This window comes from Bosea sp. F3-2, assembly GCF_008253865.1.
In the GTDB taxonomy this organism is placed as follows: domain Bacteria; phylum Pseudomonadota; class Alphaproteobacteria; order Rhizobiales; family Beijerinckiaceae; genus Allobosea.
Genome location: NZ_CP042331.1, coordinates 3,901,500 through 3,916,569 on the forward strand (window position 1 = coordinate 3,901,500; position 15,070 = coordinate 3,916,569).

12 protein-coding genes and 1 tRNA gene are annotated in these 15,070 nt (G+C 63.6%); 10 read left to right on the forward strand and 3 right to left on the reverse strand.

Annotated elements, in window-relative coordinates; genetic code table 11:
• Nucleotides 1-42 precede the first annotated feature (42 nt).
• From FQV39_RS17910 to FQV39_RS17925, 4 genes are all read left to right on the forward strand, one after another.
• Nucleotides 43-891, forward strand: coding sequence for an IclR family transcriptional regulator (locus tag FQV39_RS17910; RefSeq protein WP_149131522.1), 849 nt, complete (start codon nt 43-45; stop codon nt 889-891).
• Entirely contained in the window at nt 888-1,700 is an 813-nt protein-coding gene (locus FQV39_RS17915) for an ABC transporter permease (protein ID WP_149131523.1), read from the forward strand. The genes FQV39_RS17910 and FQV39_RS17915 overlap by 4 nt, the downstream gene beginning before the upstream one ends.
• A 50-nt stretch (nt 1,701-1,750) precedes the next feature.
• Nucleotides 1,751-2,743 carry an ABC transporter substrate-binding protein gene (locus FQV39_RS17920; RefSeq protein WP_187639974.1) on the forward strand — a complete coding sequence of 331 codons (993 nt, stop codon included), beginning with the start codon at nt 1,751-1,753 and terminating at the stop codon, nt 2,741-2,743.
• A 140-nt stretch (nt 2,744-2,883) separates the two neighbouring features.
• The gene (locus FQV39_RS17925) at nt 2,884-3,666 is read left to right on the forward strand and encodes an ABC transporter ATP-binding protein (RefSeq protein WP_149131525.1); all 783 of its coding nucleotides are present in this window, start codon (nt 2,884-2,886) and stop codon (nt 3,664-3,666) included.
• Nucleotides 3,667-3,731: 65 nt separating this feature from the next.
• Here FQV39_RS17925 and FQV39_RS17930 read toward each other — a convergent pair whose 3' ends face one another.
• On the reverse strand, nt 3,732-4,796 hold the full coding sequence (locus FQV39_RS17930; RefSeq protein WP_149131526.1) for a D-cysteine desulfhydrase family protein: 1,065 nt from the start codon (nt 4,794-4,796) through the stop codon (nt 3,732-3,734).
• A 466-nt stretch (nt 4,797-5,262) separates the two neighbouring features.
• On the opposite strand from FQV39_RS17930, the gene FQV39_RS17935 reads away from it, so the two are divergent.
• Together FQV39_RS17935 and FQV39_RS17940 are read left to right on the forward strand one after the other, a co-directional pair.
• Nucleotides 5,263-5,339, forward strand: a tRNA-Arg gene (locus FQV39_RS17935).
• Between the two features lie 526 nt (nt 5,340-5,865).
• Nucleotides 5,866-6,753: a hypothetical protein gene (locus FQV39_RS17940; RefSeq protein WP_149131527.1), complete on the forward strand. Its 888-nt coding sequence runs from the start codon at nt 5,866-5,868 to the stop codon at nt 6,751-6,753.
• 276 nt (nt 6,754-7,029) lie between these two features.
• On the opposite strand, the gene FQV39_RS17945 is transcribed toward FQV39_RS17940, so the two are convergent.
• Nucleotides 7,030-7,662, reverse strand: a complete 633-nt coding sequence (locus tag FQV39_RS17945) for a response regulator (protein WP_210251244.1) — start codon at nt 7,660-7,662, stop codon at nt 7,030-7,032.
• A 153-nt stretch (nt 7,663-7,815) separates the two neighbouring features.
• Nucleotides 7,816-9,510 carry a histidine kinase gene (locus FQV39_RS17950; protein ID WP_149131529.1) on the reverse strand — a complete coding sequence of 565 codons (1,695 nt, stop codon included), beginning with the start codon at nt 9,508-9,510 and terminating at the stop codon, nt 7,816-7,818.
• A 423-nt stretch (nt 9,511-9,933) separates the two neighbouring features.
• Here FQV39_RS17950 and FQV39_RS17955 point away from each other — a divergent pair, with 423 nt between their 5' ends.
• From FQV39_RS17955 to FQV39_RS17970, 4 genes are all read left to right on the forward strand, one after another.
• Nucleotides 9,934-10,857 carry a formylglycine-generating enzyme family protein gene (locus FQV39_RS17955; RefSeq protein WP_149133911.1) on the forward strand — a complete coding sequence of 308 codons (924 nt, stop codon included), beginning with the start codon at nt 9,934-9,936 and terminating at the stop codon, nt 10,855-10,857.
• A 157-nt stretch (nt 10,858-11,014) separates the two neighbouring features.
• Nucleotides 11,015-12,694, forward strand: a complete 1,680-nt coding sequence (locus FQV39_RS17960) for an arylsulfatase (RefSeq protein ID WP_282570341.1) — start codon at nt 11,015-11,017, stop codon at nt 12,692-12,694.
• A gap of 657 nt (nt 12,695-13,351) precedes the next feature.
• Nucleotides 13,352-13,741 carry a hypothetical protein gene (locus tag FQV39_RS17965; protein ID WP_248313059.1) on the forward strand — a complete coding sequence of 130 codons (390 nt, stop codon included), beginning with the start codon at nt 13,352-13,354 and terminating at the stop codon, nt 13,739-13,741.
• A 33-nt stretch (nt 13,742-13,774) separates the two neighbouring features.
• Nucleotides 13,775-14,812, forward strand: coding sequence for an HAD family hydrolase (locus tag FQV39_RS17970; RefSeq protein ID WP_149131530.1), 1,038 nt, complete (start codon nt 13,775-13,777; stop codon nt 14,810-14,812).
• Nucleotides 14,813-15,070 lie beyond the last annotated feature (258 nt).

Consider the following 15,070-nt stretch of genomic DNA (forward strand, 5'->3'; position numbering starts at 1 on the left):
GAATTGGAAATCATTTCCAAAAATATTTCAAAGGGAGGACAGGTGACGATCGCAGCCGTCGAGCGCGCGTTGAAGCTGATGGAGGCGCTGGCCGGAGAGCCGGACGGCGTCGATCTCAGCCTGCTCGCCGAGCGGCTCGACCTGCCATTCAGCGCGACGCACCGCCTGCTGGCGACGCTGGCCGAACGGGGTTTCGTCACGCAGGATCCTCATTCCGGCGCCTACGGCCTGACGCTCAAGCTCTCCCAGCTCGCCTTCCGCGACCTCGACAGCCGCGGCCTGCCAGATGCGGGGCAGATCGTGCTCGACAGGCTCGCGGCGGCAACGCGAGAATATTGCAGGCTCGCGGTGGTCGAGGGCGACGATCTCGTCTGGATCGCCCGCGCGCAGGGCGCGACGGCCGGGCTGCGCTACGAGCCGCCCATGGGCGCCGGCCCCGTCCTGCATGCGACCGCAACCGGCAAGGCCTGGCTCGCCTCGCTGCCGGAGACGGAAGCGCTGCGCATCGTCTTCGCTCGCGGCTTCGAGGCCGAGAACCGCGTCGGACCGAACGCGCTCACGGATGTCGACACCCTTCGCGCCCATCTCGGCGAAACCCGCCGGCGCGGCTTCGCCGAGGCCGTGGAGGAAGGCGAGATCGGTATCGTCGCCATGGCGACGACCTTCCGCGCCGGTCTGGACCCTGCCGCGCCCGTCGCCGGAACATTGAGCGTCGCCGGCCCGCTGCCCCGCATGCTCGCGGAGCGCCGCCCGGCCATTGCGGAGGCGCTGCGGCGCGCCGCCATCGAGATGGCCGAGATCTGGCCGCTGCGCCGGCGGCAGATCCAGCCGTCGAAAGCCGCGCCGCCGACGCCAGCCGGCGAAATCCAGGAAGCAGGAGCATCGGCATGAGCGACGGTGCCACCACGCCGATTCTGCCGGCAGCCGCGACGGAACAGGGCAGGTTGCGCGACTGGGGCTCCGCCATCGCCTGGCCGCTGATGAGCTTCACCGTGCTGCTCGCGGCCTGGGAGTGGCTGGTGCCACTCGCGCACATTCCCGAATACATTCTGCCGGTGCCGAGCGCCTTCTTCGAGCGGCTCTGGACCGACCGCGCGCTCATCGCCCAGCACACGCTGGTCACCGCCAACGAGATCGTGCTCGGCTTCCTGATGGCGGCGGCGATCTCGATCCCGCTCGGCTACATCATCGTCTCGGTGAAGATCCTGGAGAAGGCGATCTATCCGGTCATCGTCTTCTTCCAGCTCGTGCCGAAGATCGCGATCGCGCCGCTCTTCGTCGTCTGGTTCGGTTTCGGCCTGTTCCCGAAGGTGCTGCTCACCTTCCTGCTCTGCTTCTTTCCGACGCTGGTCGCGAGCATGACCGGCTTCCGCGCACTCGACGAGCGCGTGCTCTATCTCACCCGCTCGATGGGGGCCTCGGCCTGGCAGACCTTCCGCTATGTGCGGGTGCCGGCCGCGCTGACCTACATCTTCTCGGGGCTGAAGGTCTCCGCTGTCTTCGCCGCGACGGGCGCCATCGTCGGCGAGTTCGTCGGCGCCAATGCGGGGCTCGGCTATCTGCTGCTGCGCGGCACGAGCTTTCTCGACATGCCTCTAATTTTCGCCTGCCTCGTCGCGCTGAGCGTCGTCGGCATCCTGTTCAGCTACATCGTCGACGGCCTCGAGGTTCTGCTGATGCCGTGGCAACGCAAAGGCTAACCGATCACTGCACAAAAAGCCGGATGAACCGGTTCAAGGGAGGATTTCAGATGAACAGACGCATGCTGATCACCGCCGCCGCGGCCCTTGCCCTCAGCGCCTCCGGCGCACTGGCGCAGGGCGCCGGCAAACCGATGAAGATCACGCTCAACTTCCTCGCCGCCGCCCCCAATGCCGGCTTCATGCTGGCCAAGCAGATGGGGCTCTACGAGAAGGCGGGGATCAACCTGACCATCGAGGAAGGCAAGGGCTCCGGCACCACCGCCCAGATGGTCGCGACCGGCCAGACCGATATCGGCTTCGCCGATGCTCCGGCCGCCATGCAACTGCGCACCAAGGGCGCGCCGGTGAAGATCATCGCGCCGGTGCTACAGACCAACGGCTTCGCCATCATCGCGCTTGAAGAATCGGGCATCGCCTCGCCGAAGGACCTCGTCGGCAAGAAGGTCGCGGTGCAGCCCGGCACGGCGCAGACCACCCTGCTCGATGCCATCCTCTCCAGCAACCAGATCGACAAGAGCAAGGTCGACATCATCAACATCGATCCCGGTGCCTTCGTCGGCGCGCTGCTTGAGAAGAAGGTCGACGCCATCCTCGGCGGCGCCGACTTCCACTCGATCCAGATCCGCGAGCGCGGCTTCAAGGTGCGCGACCTGCTCTATCGCGATGTCGGCGTGCCGACGGTGGGGCTCTCGATCATCGCCCGCGACGACCGGATCAAGGCCGACGCCGAGCTTTACAGGAAGTTCGTCGAGGCGAGCCTGCAAGGCTGGGATGCGGCCCGCAAGAATCCCGATGCGGCAGCCGACGCGGTCGTCGCGCAATTCCCGTCGGTGAAGAAGGCGCAGGTGCTGTCGCAGTTCGAGGTGGTCAACAAGCTACTCTGCGCTCCAGGGGCGACTGCCCTCGGCAAGGTTCCGGAAGCGAACTGGGCCAAGAGCTTCGAATTGCTGACGCAGTATCTCGGCCTGCCCAAGGACAAGCCGATCAGCGACTACTACACGACGGAACTGCTGCCCGCCTCGGCGCCGGCCTGCCCATAAGTCTCGGGGAGGCGGTCATCCCGGGCGACCGAAGGGAGACCCGGGATCCATGCCTGAGCGTTTCCGGCAATTGTTCCGGCATGGATCCCGGATCTCCGCTTCGCTCCGTCCGGGATGACTCCAATTTGGATGAGAACACGATGACCGCCGCAGCCGCCCACGCCGCCGCCTCGATCGAGGGGCGCGGCATCATCAAGACCTTCGGCAGCTTCACCGCCGTCGACGGGCTGACGCTGAACATCCGCAGCGGCGAGTTCGTCAGCCTGATCGGCCCGTCCGGCTGCGGCAAGAGCACCTTCATGCTGATGGCGGCGGGGCTGATCCCGATCAGCCGGGGCGAACTCCTGGTCAACGGCAAGGTCCTGACCTCCCCGCTCACCGAGATCGGCATCGTCTTCCAGGACCATCTGCTGCTCGAATTCCGCACGGCGATGGAAAACGTGCTGCTGCAGGCGGAAATCCGCGGCCTGCCGCTGGAACCGGCGCGCGAGCGGGCGCTCGACCTCTTCACCAAGCTCGGCATCTCGCATGCGGCCGACCGCTATCCCAAGCAGCTTTCGGGCGGCATGCGCCAGCGCGTTTCGATCGCCCGCGCGTTGATCCATAATCCGGCGGTGCTGATGATGGACGAGCCTTTCGGCGCGCTCGATGCCATCACCCGCACCCAGATCCGGCACGATCTTGAAATGCTCTGGATGGAGCAGGCCAAGACCGTCGTCTTCATCACCCATTCGATCGAGGAAGCGATCGGGCTTTCCGACCGCGTGCTGGTGATGTCGCCGACACCGGGCCGGATCGTCGACGAGATTTCGATTGAATTGCCTCGTCCGCGCCCGGCCCATCTCGGCGACTATCCGAGCTTCAACCACTACGCCGACCGCATTCACGATGCATTCCGGCGCTTCGGTGTAATCAAGTATTGAGGGACCGGCAGTGCCGCCGCCGAACCTAGATCGCCGCGCGTCCTATCGGACGCGATAACGGTGATCTATCTATTTGTTATCGCATCGGATTTTTCCGAAAAGTGGATTCCACTTTTCGGTTCGATGCTATAGCCCTGGAATGTTTCCGGGTAGGCGAAGAGACCAGGCGCGCCACCGGTATGCCAGAAGACGACCGTTTCGTCCGGAGAGATCGCGCCGCTTCTGACGAGCGACACAAGCCCGGCCATCGCCTTTCCGGTATAGACCGGATCGAGGAGGATCCCCTCCATCCGAGCGACCAGTTCGACGGCCTCGATCATTGCAGAAGTAGGTTGGCCGTATCCGGGCCCAACCTGAGCATCGTCGACGTCCAGACCGGCGATCACGCCTCTCTGTCGGCCCTCCAGACCAAAGATGTCATTCACCAGTCCGGACACGACCGCCTGCGCCTGCTCGGATGAGCGCGATACGCTAAAGCCGTGCACACGCCAGGGCAGCCCGGCCTGCTCCACACCGGCAAGGATGCCGGCGTGCGTGCCGCCACTTCCCGTCGGAAGGACGATGCGGTCGATGCGGCAGCCTTCATCCTTTGCTTGGGCCGCCAACTCCAAAAGCGCGTCGCGGTAGGCCAAGCTTCCGAGCGCGTTCGAACCTCCAACCGGGATGAAGTAGGGTTTCCGCCCTTGTGCCGTCAGGCCGGCCATCGTCTCCATAGCGATCATGGAACTATCCTCGCTCGCGGCGAGGAGGCGAATCTCCGCACCGAAGACTCTGTCGAGCAGCCAGTTTCCATTGGTCCGATAGACCTCGCCGCGGTTTGCCACAGAGTCGGTCAACAGCAGCAGGCAGTCGAGACCGTTCCGGGCGGCGGCCGCCGCGGTCTGGCGCGCGTGATTCGATTGAATCGCGCCCATGGTCACCAGCATGTCGGCACCGTGTTTCAGAGCATCGGCCAGCAAATATTCGAGCTTGCGGGCCTTGTTTCCGCCTCCGGCGAAACCGGTGCAGTCGTCGCGCTTGACCCAGATCGACGGAGCCTGGTCATTGCCGCCGAGCGCGTTCGCAAGGCGCGGCAACCGCTCGAAGGGCGTCGGCAGCATCGCAAGCCGGATGGTGTCGTGGCGGTTCATACGAGCAAGCTCCCGGCATCTGGACGGCATCAGCGATACCATACGGCCGGAATCGAGATTGGCGGGGTCCGCCGCCGCATGCCGGATGTGCGTCTTCGACGCAGCGGCGTGCCTTTAGCACCCCATTCCCAAAACGCGACGCTCTGCTCGTGTCTCCCTTGTGCGCCGCCTGGGCCGCGAGCGCTCGCGCACAACATGATGGCATCATCGATCAGCGATGGCGATCGAGGTGAGGTATTCATCGCGACGGTTGTGCAGGAATGGCCCCGTCTTCAAAGCCGGATCTTCCTGAGAGTCTTGCCCAACAAAGGCGGCTGGACGAGGGAGCGTGTCCCGGCACCAGCCACCCTCCCGGCGCGCCCGACACGATTCGACCGTGTGACCTTTGCCTTTTCGGGCATTTGCTCCTTCGCAAAATCCCGCATTGCCGAAGCAGCGGGGATCGGCTATCCAGCCTTCACGGTTAGCGCCCGTAGCTCAGCTGGATAGAGCGTTGCCCTCCGAAGGCAAAGGTCACACGTTCGAATCGTGTCGGGCGCGCCATTCTCGAACAAAAGAGAGAGAGAAGCCGGTGGGGTGGTTTTGAGGCCATCCGCTGCGGTTCTTGCCAGCAGAGCCTTTGAGCCGCTGATCCTGATCTCGCCATTTTTGACGGACGCCTCGCGCAGCACAAGGCGGGCAAAGGCTTGCCGGAATTCGGCCGGACCGTGATTGAGCTTGTCCCGTAGCAGAGCCCCCCGGGCGCTCGACTTTTCTCGGGCGTGATCGCGGGATCGTCCGACGCCAGATGGCGGGAGTGATCGGCGATGTCCTTGGCCAGCTCATCGCGCTGAAGTTTGAGCGCGACGAGGCGTTCGCGCAGGCCCTGTTCCTCCACCGCCATCAAGCCCTTCCGACCAGTTCGAGCAGGCGACTGATGCCTGCTTCCGCCTGCGGTGGAGTGTGTCGGCATGAATAAATATGTCACACGCGTGGCTGCTGTCGGGGCGACCGCAAATTCGCGATTGATCGCGCGTTGCCTCCAGCAGATGCTGCAAGAAGAGCGCGGACGCGAGGTTGGGGGACCGTAATGACGTTCATTAGGACGAGGCTCTGCTTTCTCAGCCTGATGATGCTGTTCGGTGGCGGTGTGGCTGGCGCCGCCGATCTGCCGCCCCCGGCTCCGCTCTCGCAGCCCGTTCCGAGCTCGGCATGGACCTTCCGGTTCACGCCCTATGGCTGGCTCACTGCGCTCAACGGAAACCAGACCGTGAAGGGTCGAACCGTGAAGGTCGATGCGAGCTTCATCGATATTGTCGATGCCACGCTCGGAGAGGGCGGAACACTGATCGCGCTGATGGGCGATCTGGAGGCGCGCAACGGCCGATTTGCGCTCTTCGCCGATGTCGTCTGGTCCAAGATCGGCGTCGATCACAGCGGCGCCAGGACGCGCAGCGCCGCGCCCGGGATCGTGGGCGCAGTCGGCGCGGCCGCCGACGTCAAGGTCTCGATGGGAATCATCGAAGCGGGGGCGGCCTATGAGGTGGCGCGCTTCGGATCGGTCAGCTTCGATGTCCTGGCGGGCGCGCGCTACTGGTATCAGCGCGCCAACCTGTCGTTCGATCTCGCCACGACGGTCGACATCGGCGATCTCAGCTTCGGGCGCAATGTGGCGATCGCCCGCTCCGGCACCGTGGACTGGCTCGACGGCTTCGCCGGGGCGCGCCTGCGGGTCGCCGTCGCGCCCGGTCAGGAACTCTTCCTGCGCGGCGACATCGGCGGTGGCGGCAGCAAATTCTCGTGGCAGGGCATCGCAGCCTATGGCTTCGACTTCGCCGAGAAGAACGGCGTCACCTATTCGGGCGTCATCGGCTACCGGGCGCTCTATGTCGACTACTCGCAAGGAGAGGGACGGCGGCGCTATGCCTTCGACATGCTCCAGCACGGACCGGTCGTCGGGCTGAGCCTGCGGTTCTAGAGTCCTCCGGATTCGACCTAGGCCGCCGGGACATCGTCTTCTACATCGACAGGGAAGATTGCGCCGGGCTCTGTGCGCCCTGGGAGCTCAGAAGCGCGCGACGCGCCGTCACCGAATAGCGGGCATGGTTGATCACGAGGCCACCGTGGAATCGGCGCCCGGGCAGCCGGCGGCCCCGACAGCCTCGTCGATCAGGCGATGAAGCGAGCGGTCAAGCGCCTCCAGCGTCTCGGCATCGGCGCCCTGGGCCTGGTCGCCATTCGGATCACACTGCGGTCAGGCCTCCACCAGCTTGTTGCGAATCGCGTAACGGATCAGGGCCGCGGTCGTATCGACATTGAGCTTGCGCATCGCTGTCGCCCGATGAGTTTCGACGGTCTTGAGGCTGACGCTGAGCACTTCGGCGATTTTCTTGTTCGTTTGGCCCTCGGCGATGAGTTGCACGACAGATTTCTCGCGTGCGGTCAGGAGGGTGTCTGATGATTTCCCTGATGACAGATAGGTGGCGAGGAGAGCTTCGGAGACTTTGCCCGTGAAGAAAGGCTTGTGAGCGGCCAGGCTCTCAACCGCCGCGATCAGAAATTTCTTGGCGTCCGACTTCAGCAGGAACCCTTTGGCGCCGGCTTCCAGCACCTCGCGCACAAGAGTGGCCGTGTCGTGCATCGTGAAGATCAGCACCTCCGCGCCGGGCACCCGGGTCCGGATCTGACGCGTAACCTCGATGCCATTCAGCACTGGCAAACTGTAGTCGAGCACGACGACATCGGGATGAGTAGCCAGTGCCTGATCAATCGCCGCCTTACCGTCCTCGGCCTCCCCAACCACTTCCCATCCGGCCTGGCCTTCCAGGATGGCTCGCACGCCGGAGCGGACGACGTCGTGGTCATCGGCGATCAGGATCCGCATCAGCAGTAGATCCCCTCATTGCAGCGCACGGGAAAGGGCTGTTACTGGCCAACGGTGAGCGTGCGCCGGTCCTCCCGCCGACACAAGCGCCTCAGCTGTCGTAGAACCCTGAAACTTCGCGCGTGAGACCCTGAAAAGCACGGCGCTCGCAGAGCGTCACGCGGCCGATCGGTTTTGGGGTATGGCATGAGCAGACATCGGGACAAACGCGATCAGCGCCGTCCCATGAGCACCCGTTTTAATCTTCAGGTCGCCGCCGAACTGCTGCAACCGCGCCCGCATGCCTGAAATGCCAACGCCCAGTCGAGGGCGCGACCCAGAACTGTCTGCGACCTTCATGCCCCGTCCGTTGTCGCGCACCCGGATGACCAGCCTGCCGGACGCCAACTTGATCCCGACGATGACCTGCGTGGCCCCAGCATGCCGGTGCACGTTGGAGAGCGCCTCCTGCACGACACGCAAAATGGACCGTTGGATTTCAGGAGAGATCGCGTTCACCGTAGGTGAGATTCCGACTGAAGCGCTCAGCCCGGTCCTCTCGGCAAACCCTTCGATGAAGTCCTGTAGCGTGAGCTTGAGGCCATCGCTTGCCAGATTGGGAGGATGAAGGAGGTATGTGAAAACCCGGAGCTCGAGGAGGGCGCGTTCGAGAAGATTCTCGACCTGGGCGAAGACCTTTCGAGCTGAAGGGCTTTGCTGGATCTCGGTCTCCAAGTGCATCAGGCCGATATTTGCGGCGACGATATGCTGCGCCGTCGAGTCGTGGAGTTCACGCGCGATACGCTGGCGTTCGTCCTCCTGCACCGCGAGCAGTTGATCCGAGAGTTGTGTGACCCGCCCCTCCGCTACACTGATGAGATTGGAGAGGAACTTCAGCGGCTGCTCGACCCTTCGGGTCGTGAATAGTGCGGCGGCACCGCCCGCAAGCAATAGGAGAGTCACCGGCAGCGCCATCTGCCAGAGCACCGCGGTCAACGGAGCGTTGACGACGGCACGCGGTACCGCGACGGCCGTTGTCCAATTGGTTGCTCCGGACCGGCGATATGCGACAATGACCGGTACACCTCTTTCATCGACACCCTCGGTCAGTCCGACCGTTGTGGTTGTCGGATCGGCATTGGCCAGGCGCGGGATCAAATCCGCCAATGCGGGCAGTTCCGCTACCGCTTGTCCCCCTCGCTCCGCGATGATGATTTTAAGGTTGCGATCGTAAAGCGCTTTCGTCCACGAGGGGTCACCCGCTTGATCGTGCAGGATCGCGTTCAGCCTCACATCGGAGAGGATGGTTGTGAGCCAGTGGCTCATCTTGCCGTCAGGTCCGTCGATCCTGAGACTGAGCGCAATGACGACGGCTCGCTTGACCACTCCGAACCGACGTCCGGAAACGGACCAACCCCGATCGCGAATCCGTGCAATCGCCTCCTGGGAGGTCGGGAAGGCCGTGTGGGCTGGAAGCGACGGATCGCCATAGGGCAGCAACGTATTGATGAGTTGCCGTTCGAGATCGTTGAGGATCAGCCAGGACCCGTCCGGAACCGGTGTCGCCTTGAGCTGCTCGTAAAAGGTCTTCATGTCGCCGGAGCGAAGTGCGGGCGATGTCGACAATCCCTTGAGCAGGTATTGAACGGCAGCAACCTCCTGATCGAAGGCGAGAGACAGTGCGGAGGCAACACTGTCGGCGCTGTAGAGGATCGCCTGTCGCTCGCTGAGCGCACGCGAGAAAAGGATAGAGACGAGAATGGCGCAAGCCGCCACGACCACGACGGCGAAGGTTACGGCGACGCTCCGCCGGAGGCGCCGGGTCAAACCCTTGGGCGCCACCTCAAGCTCGTGCGCGACGAGGTCGTCCATCGCGGTCACCTTTGGTTGAACATGAAGGGAAGACCGTTCCGGAGCAGATTAGATAAAGTAAAAATCCACGTTAAACCCTGAGCTGTTACGCTGTCGAGATACGCCATTCCGTTGCGCTCACTGATGCCGACAAGGTGATCGGGGTTCATGGCCTGCACCGTGCGCCGTGCGGCGGCGGGAGAGCCGCCTGATTGGATGCAACTTGTCGTGGCAGAGCCCCTGCGTATCGCCGTGGGTCTCCTACCGTTGCGTCAAATCAGGGTCGCGCTCCCGTTGTTTCCGGGCAAACCCCGATAGCCGTCACACCGCAGCTAGCCGAACATCCAGGCCGGAATGTCGGAGGCCGCCGCGATGGCGCAGGTCCAATTGCAGGCGACGCCAACGCTTGCTGCAAGAGACAGGGAACCTGGCTTCCCGGCGCTCATGATCTTTATTCCGGGCGGCACGTTCCGCATGGGGTCTGACGCTCACTACCCCGAAGAGGCGCCGGTCCACCGCGTCACCGTCGACGCCTTCTGGATGGACCGCACACCGGTGACAAACCGCCAGTTCAAGGAGTTCGTCCGCGCGACAGGCCACGTTACCTTCGCCGAGATCCCGCCCGATCCCAAGGACTACCCCGGCGCCCTGCCGCACATGCTCCATGCGGGCTCGCTCGTCTTCACGCCGCCCGACCATCCCGCTGACCTGCGCTTCTGGGGCGAGTGGTGGGCTTACTTGAAGGGAGCCGACTGGCGGCATCCCTACGGCCCGAAGAGCAGCATCCACGGCCTCGACAACCATCCCGTCGTTCACGTCGCCTTTTCAGATGCGCTCGCCTATGCGCGTTGGGCCGGCAAGGACCTGCCGACCGAGGCCGAATGGGAGTTCGCGGCCCGCGGCGGCCTCGACGGCGCGGAGTTCGCCTGGGGCGCCGAGTTCACGCCCGGCGGCAGGCACATGGCGAACACCTGGCAGGGCGACTTCCCGCGGCAGAACCTCGCGCAGGACGGGTTCACGCGCACCTCGCCGGTCACCGCCTTCCCGCCCAATGGCTACGGCCTTCACGACATGATCGGCAATGTCTGGGAATGGACGAATGATTTTTATGCGCCAAGACACACCGCCGATGCGCCGAAAGCCTGCTGCATCCCGGAAAACCCGCGCGGCGGGCGCGAGGACCAGAGCTACGACCCGTGCCATCCGGAACTCAGGATCCCGCGCAGGGTCCTGAAGGGCGGCTCGCATCTGTGCGCACCCAACTACTGCCGCCGCTACCGCCCGGCGGCTCGCCACCCCCAACTCGTCGACACCTCGGCAAGCCATATCGGCTTCCGATGCGTCCGGCGAGGAGGTCCAGAGAGCTGAAAGAGGAGGAGATGTCGTGCAACATGGAATTCTCGCTGAAACGAGCAACACCGGCTCCACGGACAGTCGATCCAGGCTGAAGTGCCTGCTTGCCGGCGCGCGCGACGCGTCGCGAACGGCTCTGCTGGGCGCCTCCGCGCTCATCTGTGCGGCGGCGTTGACGCCGGCCGTCGCGCAGGCCCCGGCACAAGCGCCAGCGCCGGCTCAGGCGCCTGCGCGACCGAACATCCTGTTCATCATGGGCGATGACATCGGCATCATGCAGCCGAGCATCTACCATCGCGGCCTGATGGTCGGGGAGACCCCCAATATCGACCGGATCGGGCAGGAAGGCGCGCTCTTCACGCACTACTACGCCGAGCAGAGCTGCACGGCCGGCCGCAACGCCTTCTTCACCGGCATGCACCCCTTGCGGACGGGGATGATCCCGCCCCAACTGCCGGGCAGCCCGTCCTATCTGCGGCCTGGAACCCCGGCACTGGCCAAGTTCCTGCTCGACCTCGGCTACAACACCGGCGAGTTCGGCAAGAACCATCTCGGCGACCACACCGACGCATTGCCGACCGCGCACGGTTTCCAGGAATTCTGGGGCTATCTGTATCACCTCGATGCGATGCAGGGCGTGAGCTTCCCCGACATCAACAAGAGCCCGACCCAGCAGAGTGTGGCTCCGCCATGCATCAACACGACGATCCCGGGTCTTCCCCCGGTTCCCGGCGCGGTGGATCCGCGAACCTCGGTTTGCCTGACGCCGCCACGTCCCGTGATGTTCTGCACATCCTCCAACGGCACGGCGGCCAATCAGACCTGCCGGGACGAAGGTCCGCTGACGTTGGAACGCTCGAAGACCGTGGACGAGGAAATCTCCGCCAAGGTCGTCGACTTCCTGGAGCGCAACGACCCCCGACGGACCAACAAGCCGTTCTTCGCCTGGTACAACCCGGCGCGCATGCACATCACCACCGTTCTGTCGCCGAAATACGAGGCCATGATCGGCGAGCCCGGCGGCAAGGACTGGGGCCTCAACGAAGCCGGCATGAAGCAGATGGATGACAACATCGGTGTCGTGCTGAAGAAGCTCGAGGACATGGGCCAGCTCAATAATACGATCGTGGTCTTCACCACCGATAATGGCGCTGAGACGATCACCTTCCCGGACGGCGGCACCACGCCCTTCAAGGGCGGCAAGCTGAGCACCTGGGAAGGCGGCATGCGCGCACCGCTCCTCGTCCGCTGGCCAGCCGGTGGCATCCGGCCAGGCACGATCAAGAATGACATCTTCGCAGCGCTCGATTGGCTGCCCACGCTCGTCAACCTCGCCGGCGGAGACAAGGGCGACGCGCTGAACCAGCGGATTATGGCTGGCAACTATCCCGGCATCGTCAAGACCAAGCTCGATGGCTTCGACCAGACCGAATATCTTCTCGGACGGTCGGACAAATCGGCGCGCGACACGTTCTTCTACTATTCGGGGAAGGACCCGTCGGCGGTGCGCTACAAGAACTGGAAGATCTACTTCGCGATGGTGTCGGACTCACCGGCCGGCTTCATCTCGGGCGTGCAGCCCTTCCACTGGGCCCAGGTCGTCAATATCAAGCGTGATCCCTTCGAGACCTCGATCGGGTCGCAATACAAGACGCTCATGGGCATGGGCGGTACGATCGGCTCACCTTCGACTGCCTATGTCTACGATTGGAACATGCTGCCAATCGGCCAGGCGCTGTGGATGAAGGAACTGTTGTCCTACAAGGACTTCCCGCCGATGCAGGACCCGGCGAGCTACAATCTCGATCAGGTCATGGACCAGATCAAGAACTCGAAAGGCCGGTCCGACTGACCGCTCACAAAACGACAACGCGGCTGTCCCGAATGGGGCGGCCGCTTCCCTCGCTCTTCGTGCGTACGACTGTCTGCCATTGGCACTCTTGAGGCAGTTTGGAAAATTTCGGGAAGGGCGGATGCCTGGGTCATCGCAGCCGAGCGCAGATGAGACAGAAATCCGGTCGGAGACCGTTTCGCCGGCACCCAGGCGATCGTTGGTGGCTCGGCAATCATACCCACCAGACCTGGTTTCAAAAGGGAGGCACGACAATGACCGTCATTCGATTGATATGCCTGCCGCTCCTCGCTGGCATTGCCCTGTCAGCCTGCCAGACACCGCAGGCCAGGCAGACCGAGCTCGCCCGGATTTGTGCCGATCCCGTCAATCGGCAGCCCAAAAGCGCTTACTGGGCAGAGTGCCAGTCGCTCCGTCCTTCGACGAGTCGGCAACTGCAAAAGGACTACCTACTCGGGGCCCCTACGGGTGATTGAGTTCGATGCCGAGCCGGACCGCAACAGACTGACGCGGCCCGGCTCAGCATGAGGGCCGAACGACGCAAGTGAATGCCTGCTCGCTCTGTGCCCGAGCCTGGCAGGAAAGAAGACCGGGAGGCTGCAATGCAAGCGTTCAGGTCGAGTTGGCGCGTGCAGACCGTAATCATGGGAGGACGTCGTGACGAAATATGCCGTAGCCGGATTTGCGATCGCGTTCGGGCTGGCCCTGGCAGGCTGCCAGTCCACACAACAGGTGGTGCAGCAGAAGGAAGACCTGCTATCGGCGGCCGGCTTCACACCACAGCCCGCGAACACGCCGCAGCGCATCGCGGCGATGAAGAAGCTGCCGCCCAACAAGTTCGTTCAGCAAACCAAGAACTCACAGATTGTCTACGTCTACGCCGATCCGATCGTCTGCCAATGTGTCTATTTCGGCAACCAGGCAGCCTACGCCCAGTATCGTAGCATGGTGTTCCAGCAGAGGTTGGCCGACGAGCGGCAGATGACCGCCGCGATGATGCAGACCAGCTTCGACTTCGGCCCCTGGGACGCGCCTTTCATGTATTGAGGCGGATTTCTCACGCGTTGACGGGAGACCAACATGAAGCCCACCAACTCCCGGGTCCATCTCAGCCGCCGCGTGCTGCTTGGCACGCTGGCTGCTCTGCCAACTCTCATCCCGCCCCTATGCCTTCTGTCATCGCCGGCGAACGCACAGACGGAGCAGCTTCCGTCCTGGAACGACGGTCCGACCAAGGCATCGATCACCGATTTCGTCAGGCGCGTCACGACCCAGGGCGGGCCCGACTTCGTCGCGCCCGCCGAACGCATCGCGGTGTTCGACAACGACGGGACCCTGTGGGTCGAGCAACCGATGTATGTTCAGCTTGCGTTCGTGCTCGATCGCGTCAAGGCGCTCGCCCCGCAGAACCCTGGCTGGAAGACCAAACAGCCCTTCAAGGCGGTCCTCGACGGCGACTTGAGGGCGCTGGCGGCATCGGGTGAGCAGGGCTTGATGCAGCTTGTTGGCACCACCCACGCCGGCATGACCTCGGAAGAGTTTGCGAAAGTCGCTTCGGATTGGCTTGCCACGGCGCGCCATCCACGTTTCAAGCGCCCCTATACCGAGCTGGTCTACCAGCCAATGCTGGAGTTGCTCGCCTATCTGAGGGCCAATGGCTTCAAGACCTACATCGCGTCTGGCGGTGGTGTGGAGTTCATGCGTCCGTGGACCGACAGGGTCTATGGAATCCCACCCGAGCAGGTCATCGGCTCCTCCATCAAGACGCAGTTCGAGATGCGCGATGGCAGGCCCGTCATCTTCCGTCTGCCGCAGATCAATTTCATCGATGACAAGGTCGGAAAGCCCATCGGCATCAATCAGCATATTGGCCGCCGGCCGATTGCTGCGTTCGGCAATTCAGATGGTGATCTCGAAATGCTGCAATGGACGACCATGTCCGGCGGGGTGCGCTTCGGCCTGATCGTTCACCACACCGACGCTGAACGCGAGTACGCCTACGACCGCGATTCCCACTTTGGAAAACTCGACAAGGCGCTCGACGCCGCGGCCGTGAACAAATGGACCGTGGTCGACATGAAGAAGGATTGGAAAAAGGTCTTTGCCTTCCAGGAATGAAGGCGGCGTTTCGCACACTTCGCGCGTTCTTAAGCCATCCTCGGCTTAGCCTGACCGGAGTTGGAACCATGCGAGAATTACCGCAATCGTCGCGACGCGTCATCGGCGCGCTGGCGACCGGCCTGTCTTTCTTTGCGCAGCCGCAAACTGTGTCCGACTTGGGCGATTCCGGCCGCGGCGCGGGCGCTCTGCGTAGGTCGGCTTTCAGGCGGCGAGGCAGAGTCGCAGCCCAGACGCGGCCGTGAAAACAATGAGCTT